Source organism: Shewanella piezotolerans WP3 (genome assembly GCF_000014885.1).
GTDB lineage: Bacteria > Pseudomonadota > Gammaproteobacteria > Enterobacterales > Shewanellaceae > Shewanella > Shewanella piezotolerans.
The window spans coordinates 5,111,518-5,138,282 of record NC_011566.1 but is presented as its reverse complement, the minus strand read 5'-3'; the positions used below and the strand labels follow the sequence as shown (position 1 = coordinate 5,138,282).

Below are 26,765 nucleotides of genomic sequence, written 5' to 3'. Positions count from 1 at the left end.
CAAATGAAAGCTTTAGTTGCAGCTAAAGCCTGGGTCTCACATTACCCGAAACTGGGAATTAAGTGTAATTAGGTGGGTTTATTATCCATACAAGCCAATAAAGTGACGGGACTGCTAAAGCTTGGTGCATATGAAGACGGATATATATCAGAAAATTGAGCTGGATTTTGGGGCTGATTTACCTCTGGCTATCGAGCAGCTTGAGATTGTAGATGCTCGAACTAAAGGCATGATTGGAGATCGCATGATTCGAGCTATGGTCTTCTTGTCCAAAGGTAATATGGATCGTTTCAAGCAGGTAATTGAACTTGCTCATACAGACTACAGAGATGTCCTATGGCAAGCCGAGTATGACTGTGGCGAAGAACAATTGTATGACTTTAATAAAACGTTCCATGAATTGAAGCTTATGGGCAAGTAAGCACTTGACAAGGGCAGTCACGCAGACTTGTTTTAAGCTGCTTTCGCTGCTCGCTCAATCAACTTAAAACAAGCTGGTGCTGCCGACGTTAAGGATATGTGGGGTCAGGGTAACTTTAATTGGCTATCCATACATTTACTAATCCCATTCCGGTTTTTAGACCCTTTGTACTAACGCATTTCTGTCCGTGCGACCTGAAGTCGTATGAAGCGTTGTTCACCACGGTAAGAGTGAACCATCTGTATCACCAGATGACCCTAAGACTCTGAATAAAGTAGCGAGTCTGACAATGTAACGATATTTGGCTTATGTCAAATGGGAACTGAATCGTGAGAGGACGTTCTTCCTGATAACCACAATCGGGTAAGTGCTAGGGTGTCAGTATGATGAACGTATGTGAATCCATGTAAGGTGCGTTATATGAGAAACAGCGGAAGTGGTTAATACGCTGTGGCCAAAAGGCACGAGAGTTGGAAAGAGATTGGACAGTGCTCTTTCGTGATCAAATAACTCTCCGCACTATAGTGGGCATCTAACCTGACGTTGCGCGACATACGGAACAGGGTAAGCCTGTATTGCTCCCTTTGGGGAAAGTGGCCTGCGAAGGCTACTGATAGTGATGTAGGTAAAGGAGGCTGGAAAAAGCGAAAGCCGTGTTGTAATGATGCGGATACAGGTTGTTATCTGGCGCGAAAGCGAGCTGACTTCTAGCTGGTCTCCCGTTGCAAGATGATTTGAAGAACTTTATTCAAGGAGAAACGCAAATGATGGCTTCAATCGAAGTTAGTGCATCTCCTAACAGCGCTCAATGGCAATCCATTAACTGGAAAGCGGTTAAGCAACATGTATTAAAGCTTCAAATGCGCATTGCAAAAGCAACCCGAGAAGGTAAACACGGTAAGGCGAAAGCGTTGCAGTGGATATTAACTCACTCTAAATCAGCAAAATTGCTTGCAGTTAAAAGAGTTTCTCAAAACAAAGGCAGCAAAACACCTGGAATCGACGGCATCATCTGGAACACCGATGTCCGGTGTATGGCGGCGGTCAATCAACTGAGCAGAAAAGGCTATCATGCCAAACCGCTCAGGCGGATCTACATCCCCAAGAAAAACGGCAAACTCAGACCTTTAGGCATTCCCTGCATGATAGACAGAGCGCAACAAGCGCTTCATCTTCTCGCCTTGGAGCCTATTTCAGAAACGGCAGCCGACCTCAATAGCTATGGCTTTCGACCTAACCGAAGCGCAGCAGATGCAATTGCACAGTGCTTCAAATGTTTGTGTATGAAGCGCTCTAGTCAGTGGGTTCTTGAGGGAGATATCAAAGCCTGTTTCGATAAGATTGGTCATCAATGGCTCATCGATAACATTCAATTAGATAAGCGAATGCTGAAACAATGGCTTGGATGTGGTTATGTTGATAAAGGATTGTTCTACAAAACAGCAGAAGGAACACCGCAAGGCGGGATAATCTCCCCAACGCTGATGTTACTGACGCTGGCTGGGTTAGAACAGTTGGTTAAGTCTATTGCTTGTAAAACAGGGAATAGAGTCAACTTTATCGGGTACGCAGATGATTTTGTTATCACAGGTTCTTCGAAGGAAGTGCTCGTCAATGAAATCAAACCGCAACTCATGGGCTTTCTACAGGAAAGAGGCTTAACACTCTCTGATGAGAAAACGCACATAACTCATATCGATGATGGTTTTGACTTTCTGGGATTCAATCTTAGGAAGTACAAAGGCAAACTGCTCATTAAACCGAGCAAGAGTAACGTTCTATCATTTTTGAGTAATCTACGTGAATTCATCAGAAAACATCCAACAATCCCCGTTAACGATTTAATCAAAATATTGAATCCGAAACTGAGAGGATGGGCGAACTATTATCGCCACAGTGTTGCAAAGCAAGTTTTCGGTTATGTAGGCCATCAACTTTTCTGGCTGTTATGGCGATGGGCGGTAAGGCGTCATCCAACGAAAAGTAAGGACTGGGTGAGGCGTAAATATTACATGAATCGCATAGGTGGGTGGCAATTCCATGGCTGGCAGAAGATTGCCAACATGGACTGCCATTTTAATCTGGTTCAGATAGCTCAAACGCCGATAAAAAGACATGTGAAAATCAGGAGCGCAGCTATACCTTACGACCCCGAATACGAAGCTTACTTAAGTAAGCGGAAACGGGCAAAGGAAGGCAGAAACTCTTGGTTTGATCCTGTTTTGGCTGCTATGTAGGGTGCTGGGTAACAGAATACGCCTTTGTGGAGGCTTGAGCCGTATGCAGTGAAAGTTGCACGTACGGTTCTTAGGAGGGTGGCACTTGGTAACAAGTGCCGCCTATCCGACAATAATGAGCTTGCCCGTTAGGCTGATATCTAGTGACTAACAGCCATTACAGACTCAGCCAATACACCCACTCCCCATCGAAGTTACCGAAGTGCGTTGAAGAAATAGCCGTAATGCCCACACGGACGTGGGCATAGCTTTCGCGGGACAGGATGTCCCATCGGAAGCGCTAGGCTATTTCGAATAAGTATGAGGAAGGCAACTTCGTTTGGGGCGCTGAGGGATTGTTAAGGGGCGCAAGCGCTTTGCCCCTTGGCTCGGGTGTGGGCGAAGCGCCACGATCTTATATCAAACGAAGTTTGATTGGTTTGGCTTTTAGATGTCGAAGTGCTCAAGCACAAACAAACTGTTGTCTAAAAGTGAGTAACCAAGTAGTTAAAAGTTAATATGCGCTAATAGAGCCCTAAACCTCAATTTCTCGCCCTAGATCTTCTAATATTCGAGAGTTATCTGCTAATCTATCTCCTATAAAAAAGACCGTATCTCATAATATAAGATACGGTCTAATCATCAGTATTGACTATTTTTAGCGTCTAGTACTTAAGGGGTGTAATAGGTCTCTGCGCCTGGTCCTACTGGCAAACCAAAGCCGAATACCCAGATGAAGAAGAAGCAGGTCCAGCCAATAAAGAACACGATGGAGTATGGCAACATAGTGGCGACTAAGGTGCCGATGCCGAGATTCTTCTTATATTGCGATGCAACCGCTAAAATGAGGCCAAAATAGCTCATCATCGGAGTAATGAGGTTAGTCACTGAGTCGCCGATTCTATAGGCCGCTTGAATAGTTTCTGGAGCATAACCAACAAGCATAAGCATAGGGACAAAGATAGGGGCGGTAACTGCCCACTGAGCAGAAGCACTGCCAAGCATTAAGTTAATAAAACCACACATCATAATAAACAGCACAAATACTAATGGTCCAGTGAGGCCAATAGCATTTAATGCGTCTGCACCTGATACTGCCAATACCGCACCTAAGTTAGTCCACTTAAAGAAGGCGACAAATTGCGAGGCAAAAAACACCAGTACGATGTACATGCCCATGCTACTCATGCTGTGAGACATGGCATTAATTACGTCGACATCACGCTTCATGCTGCCGACAACTCTACCGTAAACTAAACCTGGAATAGCAAAGCAGATAAAGATAAAGGCGACGATCCCTTTCAGAAATGGTGAGCCTGCAACTAGACCTGTATCGGGGTTTCGCAGCGGCGCGCCCTCAGGAATGATGGTAAGCGCGAGTAACACCGACATCGCCAATACGGCAAGACCTGCAGCCTTAAGCGCTTTCTTCTCTATATCGGTCACCCCGTCCATCTTTTGTTCGCTGAGATCTGTAGCCGCTTCACTGGGATCATACTTACCCAGTTTAGGCTCAACAATTTTCTCGGTAACAAGCGCGCCTAAGAAGGTGATTAAGAAGGTTGAAACAAACATGAAATACCAGTTCACCTCTGGGCCAACAAGGTATTCAGGGTCAATCATCTGTGCGGCTGCTTCAGTGATCCCAGATAAAAGAGGATCAACAGTACCGAGTAAGAGGTTGGCACTATAACCGCCTGAGACACCAGCAAATGCAGCGGCCAGACCAGCTAATGGATGGCGACCGAGCGAGTGGAAGATCATCGCCGCCATTGGAATAAGTACCACATAGCCAAGCTCGGCTGCGGTGTTAGACACAATGCCTGCAAATACTATGGTGAGGGTCACAAGGCGCTTTGATGTCCCCATAACCAATAAACGCATAGCTGCAGAAAGCAAACCAGAACGTTCAGCAATACCAACACCTAACAGCGCAACAAGCACGGTTCCGAGCGGGGTAAAGCCAGTAAAGTTGGTGACCAAGTTTGATACGATCATACGCAAGCCTTCGGCATTCATCAGGCTTACAACGTGAATGAGACCGTCAGCGCTGCGACCAGAGGCTCCTTCTGGGCGAGGGTCAATAACCGTTAGTTCAAAGTAACCAGCAACACCACTAATCACCACAACCGCGGCGCAAAACATTGCAAATAGCGTTATAGGGTGAGGCAGTAAGTTACCTAAACGTTCAACAACATTGAGAAAGTTTACAAACCAGCCACTCTGTTTCTGCTCGGGGCTCGAGGGTGGGTCGTTAGGTAGAGGCAAGCTCTCGCCTTTATCGGTGCTCATTTGATCTTCCTTCAATTGTCTAATTATTTTTATGTTTGTTATTGAGTCAGCTTAGGTTGCTCTGAAACATCAATTTTGTAGTCGAAGCGCTATATCTATGGTTCGATATGTAAATTGAGCTTGCATGATGGATAACAAAAATTAATTGAACCTTAAAATGACCTGTAAAGCTTACAGCAGCGCGGTATAGCTAACCAGCGTGGTGTTTTTGGAAAGTGAGGGAAAAAGTAAAAAGTCAAAAAAAAGGACTCATGTAGAATGAGTCCAAAGGGATTGATTGGTTAACAATGTTCGGTAAAGCTTACAAAATAACTGTCCGTTGGGGATGACTCTAATATAGCGTTTACAAGCTGTATCAAAGCTGAACGCTAAAGACAGATTAGATGAACAGTTATTCATGTTTAAACAATGTGTTAGTCATAATTAAAGCCAAAAAAAGGACTCATGTTGAATGAGTCCAAAAGGGATTGATTGGTTAACAATGTTCGGTAAAGCTTACAAAATAACTGTCCGTTGGGGATGACTCTAATATAGCGCCTACAAGCTGTATCAAAGCTGAATGCTAAAGACAGATTAGATGAACAGTTATTCATGTTTAAACAATGTGTTAGTCATAATTAAAGCCAAAAAAAAAGGACTCATGTTGAATGAGTCCAAAAGGGATTGATTGGTTAACAATGTTCGGTAAAGCTTACAAAATAACTGTCCGTTGGGGATGACTCTAATATAGCGCTTACAAGCTGTATCAAAGCTGAATGCTAAAGACAGATTAGATGAACAGTTATTCATGTTTAAACAATGTGTTAGTCATAATTAAAGCCAAAAAAAAGGACTCATGTAGAATGAGTCCAAAGGGATTGATTGGTTAACAATGTTCGGTAAAGCTTACAAAATAACTGTCCGTTGGGGATGACTCTAATATAGCGCTTACAAGCTGTATCAAAGCTGAATGCTAAAGACAGATTAGATGAACAGTTATTCATGTTTAAACAATGTGTTAGTCGTAAATAGAGCCCAAAAAAAGGACTCATATAAAATGAGTCCAAAAAGGGATTGATTGGTTAACAATGTCGCCTAGGATGTGATGACTATAGCGGCTCGTAACTGTATCCCGGCTGAATGAAGAGTAAGCGAGTTTGAGACTACTGCATTAAGTTTCGTGAGTAGGTCTGTTTAGTCAGTTTTTCAAACCTTAATGCTGCTTTTTAGATATCAATAGTCCAATACATAACTAATTTCTTTAAACATTAGCTATGAACACCAACCTGATTGCAAAGCTGTACAAAAAAACACTAATTTCATCTTGTTGTTAGCTGCTGATTTTAATCGTATTATCTTTTATTGTTGTTGGTAATTTGGCCAGTTAATGTTATTTGGTAAGCCTAATCCATTAATGATGACAAGCCAGCAATATTAAGCAGTGAAATGTGATTTTATCGACCTAATTAGGCCAATAGCGTGAACATTGAGTTAAAAAACACCAACAGAAAATGCGACTTAGTTAGCCTATTAGGCTGGATTTTGGCGGCTAAATAAGTAACAGTGTGGCTATTAAAACCAATAGTTACGCGAGAAATAGCAAGTTTCTCAGCATATTGGTGCAGATGCCTCAATAGAAAGGCACGAATAACAACGATAAGGATATGTAGTAATGGAAGGTATTTTATTGGGCTTAGGGTTAGCAGTGATCATTGCTTACCTCTGGTATGTCAGCTTAATTAAAAAACGCAATGCGGGCCGAGAAGCATTATCAGGCATCGATGTGCAGCTAAAAAAACGTTCTAACTTAGTGCCAAATATCTTGAAGATAGCGCAAAAGTTTATGGATCATGAAAAGTCATTACTGACTGAAATCACCGAGCTTAGGACGCAAGCGATAGAGGGTTATAGCGACACTGACCCAGCTGCCGTAAAAAAACATCTGCAAGTATCTGAACAGTTGAATCAGAAAATGTCGCAACTTATGGTGAGCGTTGAAAATTATCCTGAACTTCGTTCAGACAATACCATGTTACAAGCCATGCAAACCTATAACGAAGTTGAAGCACAGCTTTCTGCCGCACGTCGTTTTTATAATAGCGCCGTTTCAGAACTCAATACTGCCGTTGAAATTTTCCCTGGTTCAATCATAGCGTCAATTGCAAATGTAAAAGTGATGCCTTTTTACGAAGCTGATGAAGCAGCGAAAGCGCCAGTAGATGCGGCTGACTATTTAAAGTAACACAGAGCAAAGAAACGCTTTGGCAATTGCTTAAGTGTATTAACCAATAAATACGATTTAACATAGTTACTTTATGAATATCTTTAGTTTTATTTTTGGCTCGCAGATCAAAGCCTTGCGTAGCGGTGACAGATTGCAGGCACCGAGTGAGGAGCTTGAAGCATTTAAAGCCCACTACCAACAACATATTGAACCGTTAACCAGTAAGTTTGAAAGCGCACGAGTGGCTAGCCTTAAAGCGTGCCGTGGTAGGTTGTACTTAAGCGCTGCTATCTATGCGGCGCTGTTGCTGTTAGCTATGTTGTTTAAACCCATGCTCAATCTTGGCTCTGCGCCAGAGTTGTTTTACGTAGGATTAGTGGTATTGCTACTGCCTTTTATATGGTGGCTATATCGTCCAATCAAACACTATAAACAAGACGTCAAACAGCGAATTTATCCGCAAATATTCAAGTATTTTGGCAGTGATTTTATCTTTAGTCGCGAACACAAAATGAGCTTGAGTAAATTAAAGGCATCTAAAATTCTGCCTTATTATGATAATGCTAACTTCGACGATTATGTACAGGGCACCTATAAAGGCGTTGAGATAGCGCTCAATGAGTTGCACCTGACTAAGCAGGTACAGCGTGATAAACGCACTGAAACTCAGACTGTATTTAGAGGGGTGATGGTAGAGCTTAGCAGCCACAAATCATTTGACGGTCATACAGTGGTGATTAAAAATCGTGGTGGACTGATCAATTTCTTATCGGGCAGTTTTAAAGGACTTGAGCGGGTAAAGCTTGAAGATCCGATATTTGAGAAACAATTTGATGTATTCTCTACCGACCAGATAGAGGCTAGATTCCTACTGACCGTGACTTTTATGGAGCGCTTACAGGCATTATCTGCAAGCTTTGATAACAAAATCCAATGTGCCTTTTATCAAGACCGTTTACTGATTATGTTGCAGAGCAAAGATAATCGTTTTGAGATGGCATCGATATTTAAAGGGGCGACCTTTGAGTATGAGTTTAGTCAAATAAACAAAGAGATGAAGCAGCTATTTGCCATTGTTGACCTACTAAAGCTAGATAGGTCGATGGGGTTATGATTAAAATCTTGCTGCTATGTGGTCTTAGTGTTTTTAGCGTGTATAGCTGGGCGCAAAGCAGTAAGCCACATTTTGTGGCTAAACCATCTAACAAAAGTGTATTGGGTAGTAGCGTAAAAAGCAGTAGCTCTAAACCCGCATTAACGGCTCCAAGTCAGGTATACCATTATCAAAATGCTGATGGGGTCGTCGTTTTCTCTGACAGACCGCCAGAGACAGGTCATTATCAAGTACGAATATATGACTGTTACGCCTGCAAACCAAATTCTAATATCAACTGGCAATCGATACCGCTGTATACCCAGCAGTATAAAGACCACATTCGTCTCGCCGCGCGGACTTATCAGCTAGAGACTGCGTTAATTCGAGCTGTTATTCATGCTGAATCTTCCTTTAAAGCATCCGCCATCTCTAAGACAGGCGCTCAAGGTCTTATGCAGTTGATGCCTGCAACAGCCAGAGAGCTCGGCGTCACTGACGCCTTTAAACCGAGCGAGAATATTCAGGCTGGCAGCCGTTATTTGGCACAACTTTTACAGCGTTTTGATGGTGACATCACGCTGGCTTGTGCCGCTTATAATGCTGGTGCATCGAGAGTAGAACAATATCAAGGGGTGCCACCCTTTGCTGAAACTAAGGCTTATGTCGAACGGGTTAATATTTTGCTGCAGCGCTACCGCAAAACCTAGAAAGTCCTTCCAAGTTCTGATGGGTATTATGCTGTAGCGGCTTGCTGGATAGTTATCGTTGGGTTGCCCTTAATTTGGCGCTGTTTCATGTCAAAGTAAACCAAAGGCATAACGACCAAGCACAGAGTTATATTCGATAGCGGCATGGCTAACCATACTCCATCTACTCCAATAAACCTCGGCAATATAAACAAAAATGGCAGCTGAATTAACATATTACTACAGGCCACTATCAACGCTTTCTTACCTTGGTTTGTCGCCATGAAATACACTGAAGCTAACGCAATAAAGCCATCTAGTGGCATGGCAAATAGGTGCATGCGGATCCCATCTATTGCAGTCGATATTAACAGAGGATCTTCACTGTTAAATAGGCCAACCATTAACTCTGGAAAAAGGTTCAGTAGCAAAGTCCAGCTAATACCAGCAATAAAAGTCACTTTAACTGATAGCTTGAGCATTTTGCAGATATTCTCATGCTGCTCTGCCCCGTAATAGTAACTCACTGGAGGCTGCAGACCCTCTGCAACCCCTTCGGCGACAAAGTAATACAGCACCATCAAATAACCTACAATAGCAAAAGCGCCGACAGTGATAGACGAGCCGTAGTCCATAAATAGGCGATTATGTAGCGCAAATACAAAGCTGGTGTATAGATACATAAATAGGCTGGATGAGCCAAGTAATAGTATTTGCCTACTAAAACTTAAATTGAATAGAGTGAATTTTACAGGCCACTTTATATTGCTATAGTTAGACAAAAAGTAACCTAAACCGATTAAACAAATAGTGATTTGAGCTGTTATGGTTGCAATCGCAGCGCCAGTTAATCCCATATCCAAAATACCAATGAAAAGGTAGTCTAATACGATATTAAGTACGGCACCTAAGGCCATCAATATGGTTGCCAAATTGGGGTTTTCGTCATTGCGAATTAGAAATGGCAATGCAGCAGCTAGCACTGTAGCAATGGTGCCCCAAGTAAACACCTCAATATAATCTTGTCCCATCTGCAGTGTCGTACCTACGCCGCCTTGAGCTTGCAGTAAGTAGGTGCTGGTCAGCAAGATGATGATGGTGGAAGCGGCTGACAATAGCAGCATGACAATCATACTGCTGGTAAGTATGGTAGGCGCTGTGCTCAAATCACCTTTTCCGCGCTGAATCGACAACAAACTACCGCTGCCCATGCCGACCATAATGCCAAAACCGACCATAAAATAGATAACAGGCCAAGCCATATTAATAGCTGCTAGGCCTTCAAAACCTATGTAATGGCCAATAAAAATTCCGTCAACAATTTGATATAAGCCATTGACCAACATTGCTGCAATGGCGGGCAAAGTATAACGCCAGAATGTTTTCTTAATGGATTGGTCTTGCTCAGATGTTGGTGTAAATACTGACATTACTTTTACAGTGTTGAAGTAGGAATGTGGGCAGGTTACTCTGTTATTGAGATTGGACAAAGTTAGTTTCTATCTGTTTTTGATATAGGAGTGTGTGGTGAATTGGACATTGGATGAACTTAACGCATTTGTGTACTCGGTTAAATTAGGCTCTTTTTCAGCGGCAGGGCGACGCATGGGGAAAGCGCAGTCTCGAGTCAGCACGGCAATCAGTAATTTAGAAGCCGATCTTGGCTTTGAGCTGTTTGATCGTAGTGCCAAATTGCCAGTACTGACAGCACTTGGCGAAGAGATGTTTATTGAAGCGCAAGCCGTATTAGCACAATGCCAACGACTGCATGCCCGTGCAATGACCGCCACATTAGGTGAAGAAGTTGCTCTTACTGTGGCGATGGACGAAGCAGTACCAGTTAACGCGTTCGAGAACTTTTTCTTGAGAGTATCGACCCAGTTCCCAATGTTAAAGCTCACCATTATTAACGGCTCTCAAGAGGATATCGCATTATGGGTCGATGAAGGTCGAGCTGACATTGGCATTATGTTTCATACCGCATTGTTACCCGATGCACTTGAATTCATGTCCATCGGGCAATTCAAACATAGCTTGGTGGTGTCGCCAAAACACGTACTGGCGCAGGTAAAAACACCAACATTGGAGCAGTTAATGCAGTATCGCCAGTTGGCTATTTGTGACCGTACAGGCCAATCACAAAGCCAGCCACTTTCGCCAAGCTATTGGTATATCGATAGTTACTACTACATTGTCGCTTTGGTATTACAGGGCGTGGGGTGGGCGCTGGTGCCTGAACATGTGGCAAAAACAGAATGGTACTCTGATGAGTTGACTGAGTTATCAACAGAGTATATTCCTGATCCGCTACTCGTAGAGATCGGTGTGGTAAATCGCCGCGATAAAGAAATAGGCCCAGTCATGCGTTGGTTTTTTAAAGAGTTAGATTGCTTACTTGCCGACGGTTAATACTAGCTGGATCTTCGATAGTTGCTGGAGAAGCGCAGCATAACTGCGTGAAAAAAGCCTGAAATTGTGGTTGATGCCGCTAGCGTTCATTCACCGACATACCTGCTAACAATTGAACGCATTACCATTGGCTATTCGTGACGCTGATTTGCTAAAGTGGTGCGCAAAATAACAACAAAAGACCTCGGTAATGAATATAGATCTAGCTGCTTGTTTTCGTCGCACCTTATTGCCTTTAACCACTGTGGCATTGACTGTCGTGACCACGGTGAGTATTGCCGCTGAATCACATGTCGCCCCTTCTGAAGAGGATATGCGACTGTATGATATTGCCACTGCACCAAGTGCTACTCGTTTGCGTAGTGATGTTGAAAAGCTGGTTAGTTTCGGCACTCGGCATACGCTATCTGATACAAAGTCAGACACTCAAGGTATAGGAGCCGCAAGGCGTTGGATAAAAGCTGAATTTGAGCAGATATCTAAAGCTTGTGGTGGCTGCTTAGAGGTGATCACCCTCGGTGATACGGTCACGGGCAAGCGAATTCCTAATCCAACCGAAGTGGTCAATGTTATCGCTATTCAGCGCGGCAGTTCAGATCCAAAGCGCGTGGTGATGATGAGCGGCGATATCGACTCGCGGGTATCCGATGTGATGAACTCTACTTCAGTCTCTCCCGGTGCTAATGATAATGCTTCTGGCGTTGCGGGGGCAATTGAAGCAGCGCGGGTGTTATCTCAATATCAATTTAATGGCACCATAGTTTACGCCGCGCTTTCAGGTGAAGAGCAGGGGTTATATGGCGGCGCAGCAGTGGCACAATACGCAAAAGATAAAGGCTGGCAGGTACAGGCAGTATTGAACAATGACATGATTGGCAACATTGAAGGGATTAACGGCGTTATCGATAATCACTCGGTGCGGGTTTTTTCTGAGGGAGTGCGTATTGCAGAGACCAAAGATGAAGCTAAAGAGCGTTACTTCAGTGGTGGCGAGAATGATTCAGCGTCACGTAACCTTGCCCGTAAAATCAAGACGCTGGCCGACCAATACATGACCAACCTTGATGTCATGCTGGTATATCGTCTAGATCGCTTTGGCCGTGGTGGTCACCATTTTCCTTTTAACAAAGCGGGTTTACCAGCGGTGCGGATTATGGAAACTAATGAGAACTATAACCGCCAACACCAAGATATTCGTGTTGAGAATGGTATCGCTTTTGGTGATGTTATCGAAGGTGTGGACTTTAACTTTAATGCAAAACTCACTGCACTTAACGCCATTAGTTTAGCTTCAATGGCATGGGCGCCTGCGCCACCAACAGAGGTGAGCATCAAAGGTCAGGTATCTCCGAGTACCACGTTGAATTGGACTCATGCTTCGCAAAAAGATGTTGTGGGCTACCGGGTATACTGGCGATTAACCACTGAGTCAGAATGGACCCACAGTCGCTATGTCGGTAATAAAACTGAATTTACTCTAGATAACATGGTCATTGATAACTACTTATTTGGTGTTGCCAGTGTCAGCGCCAATGGCAATGTCAGCCCTGTTGTGTTCCCAGGGGCTGCGGGGGCATTTTTTTAGTCATTCTATAAAGGAAAAATATGAAAAGGATTTCAGCGATATTGCTAACGCTGCTAGTGCTCGGTTCAGTAGCTTGCTCGTCACGGACGGCAATGAATGCAGGTTGTGACTTTGTCACTACCGCCCATGATAAAACCAAACAAGATGAAAGAGGTCATTCAAGCGGTGAAGGTCATATTGTAGAGACCAGCATTCTTACTGCCATTATCGGGATTTTTGTTCGAGAGGCTAATGATAACGATGAATGCATGGAGCCAGCACAGTATGTGGCAGTAAATTCGCATACTGACTGATATTGTGACTAAATGAAAACAGCCCATGCTAACAATTGCATTAAGTATTTGACCAGTTCAGAACCCCTCAGCCTTTTCAATTCAAAGCGCATTGGTAAAGAAATGGTTATTCCCTTTTAAGCCAATGCAAAGCAGAAATGGAAAGACTGAGGAACTCACGTAGTGCGGCTGAGGTTAAACAAATTGGCAAACGCTGTACGATTCGCTATGGGATTTGGATATAGAATAACTATTAGCTCAAATCCCACTACTTTCCTACAGCGTTTTGAATTCCCGCTGAATGGTCAAACTTTTAATGCAATTGGTATTAGATGGGCTGTTTTATTTAATCTGTGAGTGGAGATAAACTACTCTGCCACTTCTTGTTTAACCACAGTTTTACCGCCGTTGTGGCCAATACGTCGCTCAAGATAGTCGAGCATCTCTTTAGCGATGGTATCTAACTGCCATGGTGGGTTGATTATCCACAACCCTGCTGCCGTCATACCAAATTCATTGCTATCTGGTTTTATCGATTGCTCAATGCGTAGCTGATTTTTAATGCCGCTGTCAGCAAGTAGTTTAAGCATACCTTCTGTTTGCGCGCGGTCGACCACAGGATACCAAAGCATGAATACGCCAGTAGAAAAGCGTTTGTGCGCCTTGATAATTGCTTTAGCTACATCTTGGTAGTCGGTTTTAATCTCATAGCTAGGGTCGATTAAAATAACCCCGCGACGCTCAAGAGGTGGCACGGCACCTATCATGCCTTTAAGGCCGTCGCCCTTAATTACTCTTACATGCTTGTCACCGGTAAATTGTTCTTCAAGTGTTAGAAAGTCAGTGCCATGCAGCTCGTGCAACACCATGCGATCTTTTTGGCGCATGTTCATATCTACAAACGCGGGGGATCCAGGGTAAAACTCAAGTTCAGGTTTACCTTGGTTAAAGTGCGTAACGTCTTCAATGTATTGTGCTAACGATGCCGGTAGGTCATTGCGATCCCACAATTTAGCGACACCATCTAAATACTCACCGGTTTTTTTAGAAAACTCATCGGTAAGTGCATAGCCGCCCGCACCCGCATGGCTGTCGATATAGGCCATAGGCTTGTCTTTTTTATGCATCAATTTCAGCACTTGCAGCAAGATGGCGTGCTTAAGAACATCGGCATAATTGCCAGCGTGATAGCCGTGACGGTAACTTAACATTAGGATTCTTTATCAATAATTGAGGAAAGGCAAAGTATATAACATCTCGGTGTAGGTATCATAATTTCAGATACTGCGGCATCGCTGTTAATGCGTAGATTAGCTTATCAGCCTGAAGGCTTTCCTTGATCATGTTAATTTAAATATTACTCGGCATAGTATTTGTTGTTCTGGCTCGCATGCGTAGGCATCAAACTCGTTCTGATTGAATTCGGTTACTAAGGGGAAAAGGAGAAGTCTAATTTTCAAGAAAGGTGGATACGTCAGAAGTCTATTGTAAGGTAAAAGTATCTATCCCTTACCTGCTATAGAGTATATAGCAGCTGAGGGATAGATATAACGATAGTTAATTATTACAAATTAACTATCTTATCGACCGGTTTTTATTACTGATAGTCAGCAACAAAGTCGGTACCTGTTCCCTGTCCAGAGATCAGGAAGTAATGCCATCCTGAACGTGGGTTAGTTACAGTAATCACTTCATCATTACTATTAGCCGTAACAGAAGAGTTTTGGTTATTGGTTGTGCTCGGCCAGCCGGATGCTGATTGGTAAAGGCTTGCATCACCGTCGCCACCGCTGGTTTTAAGGGTCAACTGTGTTTGACCTGCTGGAACATAAAGACCGAGGTAAACTTGGTTTCCACCTAAACAAACGGCTTGTCCGTCAGTCACGTTGCCACGAGTTTGCGGATTTAACGTCGCACAAGCATTTGGAGTCGGCGTTGGATCTGGGTCGACAACACCACCTTCTTCATATGTACCCGTTAGGGTTACATTGTCAGAAGCTGAGTAACCTTTAACAGTGACATAATAGAGCCCACCAGACTGAGTTAACTTCGAGCTGTCACAAGATTCGTCACGGTTACCACCTGTGTATGGACGGCAATCGTAAACGTTGTCGGTCGCAGCTTCACCAAATCGAACGTAGAGATCTGGATCACCAGTACCTGCGCCCATGTGAACATTCACATTTTTGGCACCGGCAGGTACGTTAAATGTAAAGGTTTTAGACTCTTTAGAAGCAACATTAATTCCCGTTTTAGTGACGCCGTTAGCTAAATCTGACGGTGTTACTGGGTCGGTCGTGTCTGTTTTAAGCTCTACAGTAAAGTCTTCAATTTCACCCCAAGTGATTCGACCACATGATGTAGTGATCTTCTCGTAGCTTTGAACAACACGCATTCTTGTTTTACCAGCTAGCGCTGTTGTAGGGACGGTAAATGGACGTTCAATTGCATTGCTTGTATCTGCGTTGATCCAGTAGACAACGTTCTCAATTTCATCTTCAGCAAACAGACCATCTTGATTCATGTCTATGTAGACTTTCCACTCTGCATTGTATGAGGTCTTAGTACCAGTCGCTCCTTGGCGGAATGAAATGGTGTTATCTCCATATCCAATCGGCAATACTGTTGCTGTATGGTCGGTATAACCCGCTGCACCTGAGTCAATGCTTACACCGTTTACAGTAACGTTAGCCGTGTATTGATACTTAGAATTATAAGCATAGGCACTGCAGTAGTTTTGACCTGGAGGGGCGGTAACCTCTATCACTTTAGTCAGAGTATGCTTATCGCCATTTTTCAGTGTGACGGTTAGCGTTACCGTATAGCTACCGGCAAAGGCATAGGTATGCTCTGGGTTGAATGATGTGCTGGTATTCGTTTGGCTATAATTTCCATCACCAAAATCCCACTCTACTGATGCAATATCAGAGTTGCTTGCAGAACCATCGGCAAAGCTTACGCTTAAGTTATCAGTGGTAATATTTGCTGAGAAGTTAGCTGGGCTTGGCTCTTTAATAATATTGATGCTGTAGTCTTCAACTTCGCCAAATACTACGTCACCACAAGCACCGAGCTCGGTTTCACCTGCACGTACTTTTTCAGATTGAATGACACGCATACGTGTTACACCTGCTAGCGCCGTATCTGGGATGGTGATGCTGGCAAGTAGTGGTTCACGAGATGATGGATTTCTTGGTTTTGAGAAGTGTAAGCGCTCGCCTGGATCGTCAAAGCTGTTGTTCTGGTTTAAATCAACAAAAACAGCCCAGTGATCTGAATATGGTCCATGGCTGCTACTTCTTGTTCCTTGAACTAACTCAATACCTGTCGGGGTATTGGTATGGATAGTAAAGGGAGTAAGCTCAGTTTGATCGGTATAAAGTCGTGAGCCTGAAGTATGCGCTAATCCATTAACGTTTACACTTGATGTGTACTGGTAAAAAGCGTTTCCGCCCTTAGCTGAACAGTAACTTGCACCTGTTGGCGCAGTAACAGTAATGTCACGGGTTGTAGTATTGATTAAACCATTGTTATCAGTGGCGGTAAAGCGGGCAGTGTAAGTCCCTGGAAACTGATACGTGTGGGTCGCACTGTAACCTTCAGCGTAGGGTTTGTTATGGTAAACACCATCACCAAAATCCCAAAGCGTTGAGACGATATTGCCATCGCTATCATTAGCTTGACCTTCAAACGTTGCTGTTAGCAACTCAGATGCTTCAGCAGCGACAGTGATGGTTGCTGTTGGCGGATTGTGTGCTGCAGTACGAAATGCTGATAAAGTCGTCACTCGCTCGTTGTGGAGGCGAGCGTTATCATTTAAATCAGCCGTACCACCTGTATAGCCTTCATAGACCTTGTTTGGGTTAGACCAAGCATTTAGTCGAGTGCCAGTACAAGAGGCCGATGTTGCCATCATTGTTCGCCAAGTATTATTGGCATTACAAAAGCCGTGACCATAAGCGTATGGAGTGCTAGTGCTATCTGCTGCAGTATCGTGGCGAGCACCAAAAAGGTGGCCTAACTCATGCGCAAATGTGTTTTTAAAGGTGCCCCAGCTGCTCATAGAAAATAGCGCATTGCTTTCATCTGCACCAATTTCACCAGCCCAGCCAGCCCAAGGCGAGCTGGCATTTTTGTCAGTTAAAAGCACCATTACATCGGCTTGATGCTGGTCTCTTAAACTCTTGAGTTCAACACCATAACCATTTGGCGCTAGTGGGTTTGGATTTAACAACCAATCACTAGTCGCTTGGTTAAGCATTAGAGAGTTATCTTCAGACATATCACCAGTTGATACATAACCAGTTTGATAAGAGTGGACGATATTAACGGTTGCATCAATACCACTCGCTGTATAGCTATCGTTAGTGTCTTTTTCCATTAACGCCATATACGCCGCAACATCACCGACTTCAGCAGCTAGTTTTGCTGTGTAGGCTACGATAATAGTCACTTCACGGTCGTTTTCAGCCATGGCAACACTGTTAAAAGCGGCCATACCAGCTAGACCTTGGCGTCCATTTACCGATGAGCGAGCTTCAGGTGCATTTTTACTTGCTGGACGGTCAGAGGAGTCAACAGGGGAGTTATCTTCAACAAATTTACTGAGCGTGTAAGTTCCATTGGCTGAAGGAGTTAACAAGTAACCTGCTTGACCTAGATAGATCTTCGCGCTGTATTTACCTTTGGATTTAACCATAGATAGGCTCGCTGAGCCATCGTTGGAACGGCCATCAATATAGGTTAGATCGCTGTTTTTTACGGTGATCTTTGTTAACTGAATCTGTACATCTAGATTGTCAACGGTGAACTTGAGGTAGTTACCCACTTCTAATGCATTGCCAAGTGCATTGTTAAGTTCAATAGTTTGAGGAGTCGAGCGCTGGCCTCTTTCAACATTGAGTTGATTGGCAGCGCTTTCAAAGTTGATTGCGTTATTGAACAGCTTCACTTCTTCAGCGGCTGAAGAGAACGAAACCGCCAACGCTGATAGTATCGCCAGCTTTTTAAGTTTATGATTTGGCACTGATAATTCCTTATCCAATTGAATATTAAGTAACTCCCTTAAACCTTGCGTCTCACTGTTTTTTTTAGCGTTTTCTTTGCAAGGCTGAACTGCTAGAGACGTAAAAGGAGTTGGTTTGCCTTATTGACGGTAACATAAAATATACAATATTCAATTTAGAATTAACATTTCTGTAACTTATCTGTGCTGGCCGTAATCGTAATATTGCTGTCATGCCCAGCGAGTAAGGAGTTGTTTGAAGTGGTAAGTAATCATGAAAAATGTTCACTTTGCCGTTGGCGGTTTATTAGGAGTAGCGCTTTAGACTCAAAAAAGTCAGTTGGCAGAATAAACATGTGAAGTGCAGTCCTAAGGGGAGTTGGATAGTCTAATGATGTCTTTGAGTTGGGCTATCGCGAATGCTGCTGAAAACCGCAAGCTAAAGCCTGGAAAATGCCACATTGGCTTGAGAGTGAATTAATAAGCGATGAAATAGCCCCTAAGTAATAGCAATCAGCATAAACGATAGAAGAGCTTGCTTTGTATTAGGTGTAGTTTTACCTGTTGATATGAGCTTTATTTATAAGTGTTAATACTTTTGAATGGTATCAGAGCAGCTAATTTATCTGTTCAACAGATAAATTCATGTTGCTTATGATAGCGTTGACAACTTCTCTTGCTGGGATATCTTTGCTATATACCAAATGGTATATTTTATCCAAAGTTAGGAAGTGAAAAATGAAAGTATTAGACTTGAAAGATTTAGCTTTTGTATCAGGTGCTGGCGCTCCAACTCCAACAGAAGGAACTATTTGCCCACCAGGTGAAGATCCATCTCAACCTGGTAATGCTCCTGGTACTGGCGCGCCAAGCAACGAAGGGACTATTTGTCCTCCTGGTCCTGGTACTGCACCTGGCACAGCTCCTGGCGGCGACGGCATGCCTGGTCGCGATTAATAACCCTGCTTAACTGGATTGTTAGCTATTTAAGCATGGCTCCTAGAGTCATGCTTTTTTATTGGGTATTTATATCATTGATAACTTGGCAGTAAATACAGCTAACTCGAATTGCTCTCATCTAAATACGGGGTTGCTGGATTTATTTGTCTAACATTCAGTTTTAGTTGATTAACGGTTAACTCTGAAACGCCTTAATATCTTTCGCGACTTTGAATTTTTTGGCTACTCTTTCTTTAATAGGCCTAATAGTGATGTGAGTTTATTGACGCGGTGGTATTTGCAATATTGCTATAGGCTTAATGGTGATGGGTGTTATTATTATCGGGTCTATTTTCATAAAACAGAGTTTGATAGTGACTAGTATTTTTTTCAACCAGCAGTATCCAACATTAGAGTCAGTCGCCGAGCGGTGGGGGCTAACTTATAGCAAAGATGCTGAGTTTGAATTGGTGTTTGAAAATAATATTCTCAGCCTAATTAAACGTGATGAGCCTAAGCTGAAAGGGATCTCCGTCGACTTTGTTTCTGGTGCAGTGGCTCACCGGCGTAAGTTTGGTGGTGGCCGTGGCCAGTCCATTGCCAAAGCGGTCGGTCTTAAGCAAGGGGTAACTCCAACCGTTGTTGATGGTACAGCAGGTCTTGGCAGAGATGCTTTCGTGCTTGCCAGCCTTGGTTGCAAGGTGATTATGGTTGAACGCCATCCCGTTGTAGCAGCGTTATTAGAAGATGGCCTGCGTCGAGCCTATGAGGACAGTGAGATAGGCGAGTGGATGAATGCGCGCATGAGTTTGTTTCATGGCTCGAGTATCGACACCCTAGCTGATGCTGCTAATGCAGCAGGCACTGAAATCGATGTGGTCTATCTAGATCCCATGTATCCACACCGTGAGAAATCTGCCTTAGTGAAAAAAGAGATGCGTGTGTTCCAGTCACTTGTCGGTGCCGATCTTGATGCCGACGGTTTACTTAAGCCTGCAATGGAGCTTGCCAGTAAAAGGGTGGTCGTTAAGCGACCCGATTACGCCGAAGATCTCGATGGCGTCAAACCTAGCACGGTAATCGCCACGAAAAAGAACCGATTTGATGTGTATGTTAAAGCGGCAATGATCTCTTGAATTTCGTATTGGTTAATAAAGCCCTTCAATAATAAAGCCCAGATATCTCTATCTGGGCTTTATTTTATCTGTAGCATGGTGATTACTTGCTAGCAGCTACTTTCACCTCAGAACCGATGAAAATAAAGCTAATGCCTTCAAATATAAATGAGACACCCACGAAGATCCCCAATATAGATAAAGAGAAATCGGCATTATTCATTAAGCTGAAAAAGTAACTGGCAATTGCTGTGGATATGAAGCCGCCAACAGCGATCCAGCCCCAACTGCTCAAAGCATTGCGATTACTAAAAGCAAATACCATACGACTGATACCATTGAGCATCATGATGGTAATCATCAAGGCTGTAATGGTTAGTACGCCAACAAAAGGTTCAGCAAAGATCAATATGCCACCAATGGTATAGAGTAACGCACTGACTACATACCAAAGTTTTTCACCCCATTGTGGAATACCTACGGCATGGTATAGCTGAATAAGGCCAACCCCGATGAAACATCCACCAATTACGCTAGCGATGGTAACACCAGCAGCAACTGGCATAGCGATCGCAATAATTCCTGTTAGCGCAACAATAATACCAATGACTGCAAACCAAATTGAATCTTTACCAAAAATGGTATTCTCATCGTTTTTCATATTTAATTTCTCTGATGGTTATTTACTCATTACTTTGCTGCTGCGATGACTGTGCAGCCATAGCCTTTATCGCAGTTAATGGTATAAACCTGTTTTACTTTGCAGCCCTTAACACCAATTTGATATTGTGGACGCTCGTAGCTTCTTGCGAAGCCGTCAATATTAATCTTCTTGCTGCTGATTAATGTTGAAGTGACGTCTGTACAATCATTTTCAAATTTGAATCTGTTTTCAGCAGATTTAGTTGCTTCAGGTTGATATGACTGCAAGTATTCAGCGGGTGACTGGCAACCGACTAGAAATACACTTAATGCTAACGCTACGCCTAGAACTTTCATTTTTACTACCTTTTTGTAAGTTGAATTTCACTCATATGATTGGGTTGTTGCTGTTGTTACCTAGTGCTATTTAGGCACTGAGTACTCTGTGATTTTGGCTATAAACTCATTTTCACCCTGTAGAAATTTGTCGCCCTGAAGCAGTGTTGCGCTGAAGAAATGAGGGTTATTGTTTAGCAGCTTTATAGACGCTTTTTCACTGAGTTCTTCAATACTGTTTTTGCTATGGATAAAATAAGAGGTTGATGGAACTAAGCCCAAACTAGCCGCTTGTATATCTGAGATGTTCTTAAGTTGGACATCAGTGGTGATTGACTCTGCGACCTCAGCTACATCGTCGAGATAGTAGGACTCCATGGAGACATAGAGCTCTCCGCTTACGTTGATGATCTCCATTTTGTTCATCTCACTGTTAAATGTATTAATGTCATTTAGGTTGTTGTCGATAATGGTATCTGCCATTACAGAGGTAGACGCTAACGCTAATAGCGCGATAGATAGTGATCTTAAAGCTTGTTTCATGGGGAGAGTCTCTAAACTAATTCATGGCTGGTTCTAATGATGGCGCTATAGTAGTGGGCGGCAGGGTTGAAAACATATTGAATAGATAAAATTGTTATAATCGATATATTGCCAATATAAAGTTATTGTTATTTAAGCTTTAAATGAAAATTGATTGGTATTAGATCAGTGTTGCTTCTAGCTTAACGGGCGACCAAGTAAATCACGCTAATCGCTGTAATGGCGATATTCATTATTAGCTTATAAGCTATCGCGTTAGTGATGGTTCTTCAGGAACAAAGCAACACGCAGAGATGAAGTGGATTCATCGAGTGATTACCCACTGAAAATGAAAAATTCGATAATGGGTGAGTAAAGTGAAGTTGTGAATACTTGTGAGCAGTCATCGTTCATTGAGCAGCTCGATGAGAATATACATAGACAGCGAAAGTTAATGATCGATATTTCCATACATCAAAATGGTCAACATGCCGTGTAAAACTCCTCTATATTGCCCGCCACTCTGTAGTTCACTTGAACCTCAGCCATGTTAATGTAATATTCTGTTCACAATTGTTCGCGCGTTATATCTATAAAATTCATAATGTTGCGATCTATTCAACCGTAAGTGCTATTGATTTTGTGTAAATAATGGCTGCTTATCTATCGTTAATCTTTATTTTGGTATATTGTATTCCACGTGAGTTCATTAAGGATGTTGGCTCATAAATAACAGGCGAGCTCTGCTGTTTGAGTCTGGATTACGTCTGCAATAATCCACTTAAAAGGAATTTACGATGAAACCAAATCACCTCGTGGTGGCGCTTGGCCTAATGAGCGCATCGTCGCTGGCTTTGCCAGTGAGCGCCATGGAATCTGAGATTGCTACTCCACTTAGTAAAATATCTTCACAAGCAACACTGACCCAACCTATGGGAGCTATGGGCGCCGTAGGCCCTGTGGGTACTGAAGGTTGTGAGTCCTTTATCGGCTTAAGCGGCTGGGGGTTAGTCGATAAGCTTGCGAGCTCCGATCCTCAATGTGTGAGTCCGCTTTATAATTTACGCGGCAGTGATGCAACAGCTTTATTCAGCGAAAGCAATATTCGCACCGCTTTAGCTGGCGTTAGAGATCGCGCGTTGAGGTACACTGGTGTCGATACCGACGGCATAGAATCCTTGATCTACTATATACGTGCCGCACTTTACGTGCAGTTTTACAGTCCAGATGATGTGCCTACATATTCCTCTGGTGTGGAATCTGATACTAAGGTGGCACTGAATAACCTCTTCAACAACAGCGCTGCTTGGACGGCTAGCGATGAAAACGCTGGCGTTTTGAAAGAGGGGTTAATTCTGGTTGATTCGTCTGGTCTAGGTGCCGAATTTAATTGGGTGACGAAGAAGGTGTTGGCGGAATACGACAGCAGCTGGGAAGCCTCTTGGGGGATGAATGCAGCAGCTAATGCTATATTCACCACCTTGTTTAGAGGACAGTGGGACGATGATCTAAAGGCGCTATTTACAAGTGACTCCTCGATTATGGACGACCTTTATAGTTTTCAATCTCGCAACCGCCACCTGTTAGGTACTGATGCTCAATATGTGTTAGTGAATGCGGTACGTGAAATGTCTCGTTTCTATTATGTCGATGCACAGTTTGCCAAAACAACCTCTTTGGTTAAATCTGTTTTAGCGAGTACCTCTAAAAATGACTCCACTGACGTACTGTGGTTAGCCGCAGCAGAAATGGCTGATTATTACGATCGGGCTAACTGTAATGTTTATGATATTTGCGGTTTTAAATATGAGTTAGAGCAAGACACCTTACCGTTTAACTACAAATGTTCAACGAGTTTGAAGCTTCGGGCTCAATCTATGTATAACGACCAAGCTGCATGGGCTTGTGGTGTACTTGGCGGGCAAGAGACTTACTTCCACAGTAAGCTCAATACGGGTAATCAACCCGTGGCAAATGATAATAATAGTGATTTGGAATTGGTCGTTTTTGACAGTTCTAACGACTACCAATCTTACGCGGGTACTTTCTTCGGCATCGCGACTAACAATGGCGGCATGTACTTAGAGGGCTCTCCTGCGGGGCTGAAAAATCAGGCACGATTTATTGCTTATGAAGCTGAATGGCGTCAGCCAGATTTCCATGTATGGAACCTACAGCACGAATATGTACATTATCTAGATGGTCGCTTTAACCTTTATGGTGACTTTAGCCGTAGTATCTCCGCCAATACAATTTGGTGGATCGAGGGCTTAGCTGAGTATATCTCTTATCGTGATGCTAATAGTCGTGCTATTGAGATGGGAGAAACGCAAGAGTTTTCCTTGTCGACCATTTTCAAGAATGACTATGATTCAGGTCAAGACAGGATCTACCGTTGGGGATATTTAGCGGTGCGATTTATGTTTGAGAATCACCATGACGATGTTAGTCAGATACTAGCGCTATTGCGCGATAATAAGTATGAAGAATACCAAGCATTGATGGATAGCATAGGGACAAGCTACGACAATGAATGGCGTGGCTGGCTAACCAGTGGTCTCAGCAGTAGCAACGACGGTATTGTTGATAAAGGCCCTGCAGACTTGGATGCCCAAGCGAGCGGCACCAATGGCAATTGGGCGGGAACTCCTTCGACCATAAGCAGTGATTTTTCTGTGTGTGTGCCGACAGATGAAGTGAATCGCCATGATCCAAATAGCTCATCTATGACACTTGATACACCAATAGAGTGTGTCGACTCTAAGCAGGGGCGAGCAAGTTTCTCTTTCGCGAATAAAGATAATGGTACCGGCTCACTATGGATCAGAACTCGCGGTGGTTGGGGAGATGCTGACATCTACTATAATTCAGGAGGTTGGGCTAGCGGTGAGCTCAATGAAGGCTTTGGTATCGGTAATGGTAACTATGAAGTCATTGAAGTGCAGCTAAACCCTGAGGAATACTGGCATTACATCACCCTCTCTGGTGATTTTGGTGGGGTAGAGTTTATTGCTAGCACAACGGAGATCACCGTGGAGACAGACCCTGGTACACCAGACCCTGTTGATCCCGTGGATCCCGTCGATCCGATAGATCCCGTGGTGCCTCATTGTGGTACAGCAACTACAAACTATGGCCAGATAAATTATGGTCAGAGTGAGTGTCTCAGTGGTGGGCGTAACAGCTTCTACGTTTATGTTGAAGAAGATAATACCCCATTGACTATTAGTTTGGCGGGAGGCGATGGCAATGCCGATCTGTATTATAACGCTGACACTTGGGCTGGTACTGATAGCGCGCAAGCATCATCGGTCACAGCTGCTAATAACGAGTCCATTACTGTCGTTGCTCATCGAGGCTGGCGCTACTTTACTGTCGATACCAGTACTGAATTTAGCGGAGTAACACTGACAGTTGTCAATGATGCGAGCACTACCCCTGTGGACCCAGTAACTCCAGTCGTACAGATTGTGGATCAATGTGCTATCAGTGGTGTGGTTTCTCGTGCTGAGATAGTGGATGGGGAGCCACTTTGTACCGGTGATGGTCGTAATGATTACCATATATATGTCGAGCAAGGGGCGCAGAGTTTGTCTATTCGCAGTGGGCATGGTAGTGGAAACCTAAGCATCTACGCTGGTACTAGTTGGTCGAATGCTGCAAGTTATGATTATGCCTCAACTAACGCCGATACTAATCAGGAATCGATCACTGTTTCCAACCCTCCCGTTGGTTGGTATTACATTACCGTGCAGAGTGAACCCAGTGCAAATGGGGCCACGATTCAGGTAGATATCGATTAACACACTTTATTGGGGCTCAATGAGAGCCCCTTTTCCAGTTTAATTTCAATAGCGTAATAGAGGAATAACCATGAATAGGTTATGGATACTTCTGCTGGTGTTTATTGCCAATATTGGCTTTGCCAATGAAGACAGTAAGCAGCGTCAAGCGAGTTCATTATTGGATGCGATCAATGCAAAAGGAATGCTACTGCAGGCACAATATAAATTACAGGCACAATATACTCATCTGCTGAAAGATTACCAGATCCCAAAAGCGAAGCGGTCGTTAGAGCAATCGTTCCGCGAGCAGGCATTTAACTTTTCTCGAAAAAACTTGAGCTGGAAGCAACTTGAGCCAGCCATTATAGAAGCTTACTGTTTGCAGTACACAGAGGCTGAGCTTGCACAGTTAACCGCCTTTTTTAGCTCAGAGGTAGGGCAGAAGTTCTTAACGGTTCAGCCGCAACTCGCAGGGAGTGTTGACCAGCTAGTTAACCAGCAAGTTATATTAATAAATAACCAGTTTAGTTATCTGATCGAGGAGTTCGTGTTGCAGGCTGGACTCACTCAGCCATCAATAACTCATCATGAAACAGGAACAAGGTTGGCGCCGCACAGCCGACCAATTGCTCCACCTTCAAAGCCAACTAAGAATATCACGCAATAATCGTTTGTTTGGAAGAGTGTTGTTTTGGCAAATAGGTTGGATAACATTGGAGATTGTGGCTAGGAAAATGACCTCGTTATCAAATGTATTTAATCATAACGAGGCGCTTGTGGTAGCTACTCTTTCCTTGGGCTTGCTTGGCTGATTGGTGCCTGGACTGGAGCACGGCTACTTGGATGGGAAACAACTCCCTGCCCATTAGCCGGTGAAGGCTTTTGTTGAGCCGAACCATAAGGTGGTGGCAGTGGTTTTGATTCAACGTTTGCTACTTCCTCTATTTGCTCCACCTGCTGATTTTGAAGGTGATCGAGCTGCGGCTGTATACTGGCAACCTCCTCTGTGGCGTTTATTTCTACCGAGGGTTGGCTAGCGCTGATCTTGGCAGGCTTAGTCGTTGAGGTTAAAAGAGGATTTTTCGTTTGCTCTAAGCTAAAGAGCACGATACCTGCCAGTGCTATGGCTATAATTCCAACCGCTATTTTATTATTCATGTTGTTAACATCCATGTGTATTACCAATTCTCTAACTTAGCAGTAGCGCAGATTGTATGCAATTTAAATTAAGGGGGGATCTC

At 43.5% G+C, this 26,765-nt stretch carries 20 protein-coding genes; 12 read left to right on the top strand and 8 right to left on the bottom strand.

What is annotated here, in order from left to right:
• Positions 1-130 precede the first annotated feature (130 nt).
• Entirely contained in the window at positions 131-421 is a 291-nt protein-coding gene (locus SWP_RS21755; protein ID WP_044556177.1) for a hypothetical protein, read from the top strand.
• A 764-nt stretch (positions 422-1,185) separates the two neighbouring features.
• Entirely contained in the window at positions 1,186-2,658 is a 1,473-nt protein-coding gene (ltrA, locus tag SWP_RS21750) for a group II intron reverse transcriptase/maturase (protein ID WP_020914861.1), read from the top strand.
• A 651-nt stretch (positions 2,659-3,309) separates the two neighbouring features.
• Here the strand turns inward: ltrA and SWP_RS21745 are convergent.
• Positions 3,310-4,929, bottom strand: a complete 1,620-nt coding sequence (locus SWP_RS21745) for an AbgT family transporter (protein ID WP_020914860.1) — start codon at positions 4,927-4,929, stop codon at positions 3,310-3,312.
• Positions 4,930-6,580: 1,651 nt separating this feature from the next.
• Here SWP_RS21745 and SWP_RS21740 point away from each other — a divergent pair.
• From SWP_RS21740 to SWP_RS21730, 3 genes are all read left to right on the top strand, one after another.
• The gene (locus SWP_RS21740; RefSeq protein WP_020914859.1) at positions 6,581-7,150 is read left to right on the top strand and encodes a LemA family protein; all 570 of its coding nucleotides are present in this window, start codon (positions 6,581-6,583) and stop codon (positions 7,148-7,150) included.
• 73 nt (positions 7,151-7,223) lie between these two features.
• On the top strand, positions 7,224-8,246 hold the full coding sequence (locus SWP_RS21735; RefSeq protein WP_044556176.1) for a DUF3137 domain-containing protein: 1,023 nt from the start codon (positions 7,224-7,226) through the stop codon (positions 8,244-8,246).
• A complete protein-coding gene (locus SWP_RS21730; RefSeq protein ID WP_020914857.1) occupies positions 8,243-8,935 on the top strand; it encodes a lytic transglycosylase domain-containing protein in 693 nt (230 codons plus the stop codon). Before SWP_RS21735 ends, SWP_RS21730 begins: the two co-directional genes overlap by 4 nt.
• 26 nt (positions 8,936-8,961) lie before the next feature.
• Here SWP_RS21730 and SWP_RS21725 read toward each other — a convergent pair whose 3' ends face one another.
• A complete protein-coding gene (locus SWP_RS21725; RefSeq protein WP_044556175.1) occupies positions 8,962-10,344 on the bottom strand; it encodes an MATE family efflux transporter in 1,383 nt (460 codons plus the stop codon).
• A 97-nt stretch (positions 10,345-10,441) separates the two neighbouring features.
• Between SWP_RS21725 and SWP_RS21720 the strand changes: the two genes are divergently transcribed.
• The 3 genes from SWP_RS21720 to SWP_RS21710 all read left to right on the top strand — a co-directional run bounded on the left by SWP_RS21720 (position 10,442) and on the right by SWP_RS21710 (position 13,201).
• The gene (locus tag SWP_RS21720) at positions 10,442-11,323 is read left to right on the top strand and encodes a LysR family transcriptional regulator (protein ID WP_020914854.1); all 882 of its coding nucleotides are present in this window, start codon (positions 10,442-10,444) and stop codon (positions 11,321-11,323) included.
• Between the two features lie 190 nt (positions 11,324-11,513).
• Entirely contained in the window at positions 11,514-12,908 is a 1,395-nt protein-coding gene (locus SWP_RS21715; protein WP_020914853.1) for a M20/M25/M40 family metallo-hydrolase, read from the top strand.
• Positions 12,909-12,928: 20 nt separating this feature from the next.
• Positions 12,929-13,201 carry a hypothetical protein gene (locus SWP_RS21710; protein ID WP_020914852.1) on the top strand — a complete coding sequence of 91 codons (273 nt, stop codon included), beginning with the start codon at positions 12,929-12,931 and terminating at the stop codon, positions 13,199-13,201.
• 347 nt (positions 13,202-13,548) lie between these two features.
• Here SWP_RS21710 and SWP_RS21705 read toward each other — a convergent pair whose 3' ends face one another.
• Together SWP_RS21705 and SWP_RS21700 are read right to left on the bottom strand one after the other, a co-directional pair.
• Positions 13,549-14,391 (bottom strand): 23S rRNA (adenine(2030)-N(6))-methyltransferase RlmJ, encoded by an 843-nt coding sequence (locus SWP_RS21705; RefSeq protein ID WP_020914851.1) that lies wholly within the window; start codon positions 14,389-14,391, stop codon positions 13,549-13,551.
• Positions 14,392-14,777: 386 nt separating this feature from the next.
• Positions 14,778-18,206 (bottom strand): GEVED domain-containing protein, encoded by a 3,429-nt coding sequence (locus SWP_RS21700; protein WP_020914849.1) that lies wholly within the window; start codon positions 18,204-18,206, stop codon positions 14,778-14,780.
• 717 nt (positions 18,207-18,923) lie between these two features.
• Between SWP_RS21700 and SWP_RS21695 the strand changes: the two genes are divergently transcribed.
• Positions 18,924-19,142, top strand: a complete 219-nt coding sequence (locus SWP_RS21695; RefSeq protein WP_020914847.1) for a hypothetical protein — start codon at positions 18,924-18,926, stop codon at positions 19,140-19,142.
• 356 nt (positions 19,143-19,498) lie between these two features.
• Positions 19,499-20,260 carry a class I SAM-dependent methyltransferase gene (locus SWP_RS21690; protein WP_044556587.1) on the top strand — a complete coding sequence of 254 codons (762 nt, stop codon included), beginning with the start codon at positions 19,499-19,501 and terminating at the stop codon, positions 20,258-20,260.
• Between the two features lie 82 nt (positions 20,261-20,342).
• Here SWP_RS21690 and SWP_RS21685 read toward each other — a convergent pair whose 3' ends face one another.
• From SWP_RS21685 to SWP_RS21675, 3 genes are all read right to left on the bottom strand, one after another.
• Positions 20,343-20,900, bottom strand: a complete 558-nt coding sequence (locus tag SWP_RS21685; protein ID WP_020914845.1) for an HdeD family acid-resistance protein — start codon at positions 20,898-20,900, stop codon at positions 20,343-20,345.
• Between the two features lie 29 nt (positions 20,901-20,929).
• Positions 20,930-21,238 carry a hypothetical protein gene (locus SWP_RS21680; protein WP_020914844.1) on the bottom strand — a complete coding sequence of 103 codons (309 nt, stop codon included), beginning with the start codon at positions 21,236-21,238 and terminating at the stop codon, positions 20,930-20,932.
• A gap of 66 nt (positions 21,239-21,304) precedes the next feature.
• On the bottom strand, positions 21,305-21,760 hold the full coding sequence (locus tag SWP_RS21675; RefSeq protein WP_044556174.1) for a hypothetical protein: 456 nt from the start codon (positions 21,758-21,760) through the stop codon (positions 21,305-21,307).
• Between the two features lie 776 nt (positions 21,761-22,536).
• Between SWP_RS21675 and SWP_RS21670 the strand changes: the two genes are divergently transcribed.
• Both SWP_RS21670 and SWP_RS21665 read left to right on the top strand, forming a co-directional pair.
• A complete protein-coding gene (locus SWP_RS21670; protein WP_020914841.1) occupies positions 22,537-25,542 on the top strand; it encodes a M9 family metallopeptidase in 3,006 nt (1,001 codons plus the stop codon).
• A 70-nt stretch (positions 25,543-25,612) separates the two neighbouring features.
• Positions 25,613-26,191: a DUF2059 domain-containing protein gene (locus SWP_RS21665; protein ID WP_020914840.1), complete on the top strand. Its 579-nt coding sequence runs from the start codon at positions 25,613-25,615 to the stop codon at positions 26,189-26,191.
• A gap of 116 nt (positions 26,192-26,307) precedes the next feature.
• Here the strand turns inward: SWP_RS21665 and SWP_RS21660 are convergent, their stop codons facing one another.
• Positions 26,308-26,682, bottom strand: coding sequence for a hypothetical protein (locus SWP_RS21660; RefSeq protein ID WP_143711221.1), 375 nt, complete (start codon positions 26,680-26,682; stop codon positions 26,308-26,310).
• Positions 26,683-26,765: the final 83 nt, after the last annotated feature.

What these genes read in the sequence shown, in the direction of transcription:
- SWP_RS21670 (WP_020914841.1), top strand. Translation starts at nt 22,537, where the DNA reads ATGAAACCAAATCACCTCGTGGTGGCGCTTGGCCTAATGAGCGCATCG.
- SWP_RS21715 (WP_020914853.1), top strand. Translation starts at nt 11,514, where the DNA reads ATGAATATAGATCTAGCTGCTTGTTTTCGTCGCACCTTATTGCCTTTA.
- SWP_RS21740 (WP_020914859.1), top strand. Translation starts at nt 6,581, where the DNA reads ATGGAAGGTATTTTATTGGGCTTAGGGTTAGCAGTGATCATTGCTTAC.
- SWP_RS21725 (WP_044556175.1), bottom strand. Translation starts at nt 10,344, where the DNA reads ATGTCAGTATTTACACCAACATCTGAGCAAGACCAATCCATTAAGAAA.
- SWP_RS21695 (WP_020914847.1), top strand. Translation starts at nt 18,924, where the DNA reads ATGAAAGTATTAGACTTGAAAGATTTAGCTTTTGTATCAGGTGCTGGC.
- SWP_RS21705 (WP_020914851.1), bottom strand. Translation starts at nt 14,391, where the DNA reads ATGTTAAGTTACCGTCACGGCTATCACGCTGGCAATTATGCCGATGTT.
- SWP_RS21675 (WP_044556174.1), bottom strand. Translation starts at nt 21,760, where the DNA reads ATGAAACAAGCTTTAAGATCACTATCTATCGCGCTATTAGCGTTAGCG.
- SWP_RS21665 (WP_020914840.1), top strand. Translation starts at nt 25,613, where the DNA reads ATGAATAGGTTATGGATACTTCTGCTGGTGTTTATTGCCAATATTGGC.
- SWP_RS21745 (WP_020914860.1), bottom strand. Translation starts at nt 4,929, where the DNA reads ATGAGCACCGATAAAGGCGAGAGCTTGCCTCTACCTAACGACCCACCC.
- SWP_RS21710 (WP_020914852.1), top strand. Translation starts at nt 12,929, where the DNA reads ATGAAAAGGATTTCAGCGATATTGCTAACGCTGCTAGTGCTCGGTTCA.
- SWP_RS21685 (WP_020914845.1), bottom strand. Translation starts at nt 20,900, where the DNA reads ATGAAAAACGATGAGAATACCATTTTTGGTAAAGATTCAATTTGGTTT.
- SWP_RS21735 (WP_044556176.1), top strand. Translation starts at nt 7,224, where the DNA reads ATGAATATCTTTAGTTTTATTTTTGGCTCGCAGATCAAAGCCTTGCGT.
- SWP_RS21755 (WP_044556177.1), top strand. Translation starts at nt 131, where the DNA reads ATGAAGACGGATATATATCAGAAAATTGAGCTGGATTTTGGGGCTGAT.
- SWP_RS21730 (WP_020914857.1), top strand. Translation starts at nt 8,243, where the DNA reads ATGATTAAAATCTTGCTGCTATGTGGTCTTAGTGTTTTTAGCGTGTAT.
- SWP_RS21680 (WP_020914844.1), bottom strand. Translation starts at nt 21,238, where the DNA reads ATGAAAGTTCTAGGCGTAGCGTTAGCATTAAGTGTATTTCTAGTCGGT.
- SWP_RS21660 (WP_143711221.1), bottom strand. Translation starts at nt 26,682, where the DNA reads ATGAATAATAAAATAGCGGTTGGAATTATAGCCATAGCACTGGCAGGT.
- ltrA (WP_020914861.1), top strand. Translation starts at nt 1,186, where the DNA reads ATGATGGCTTCAATCGAAGTTAGTGCATCTCCTAACAGCGCTCAATGG.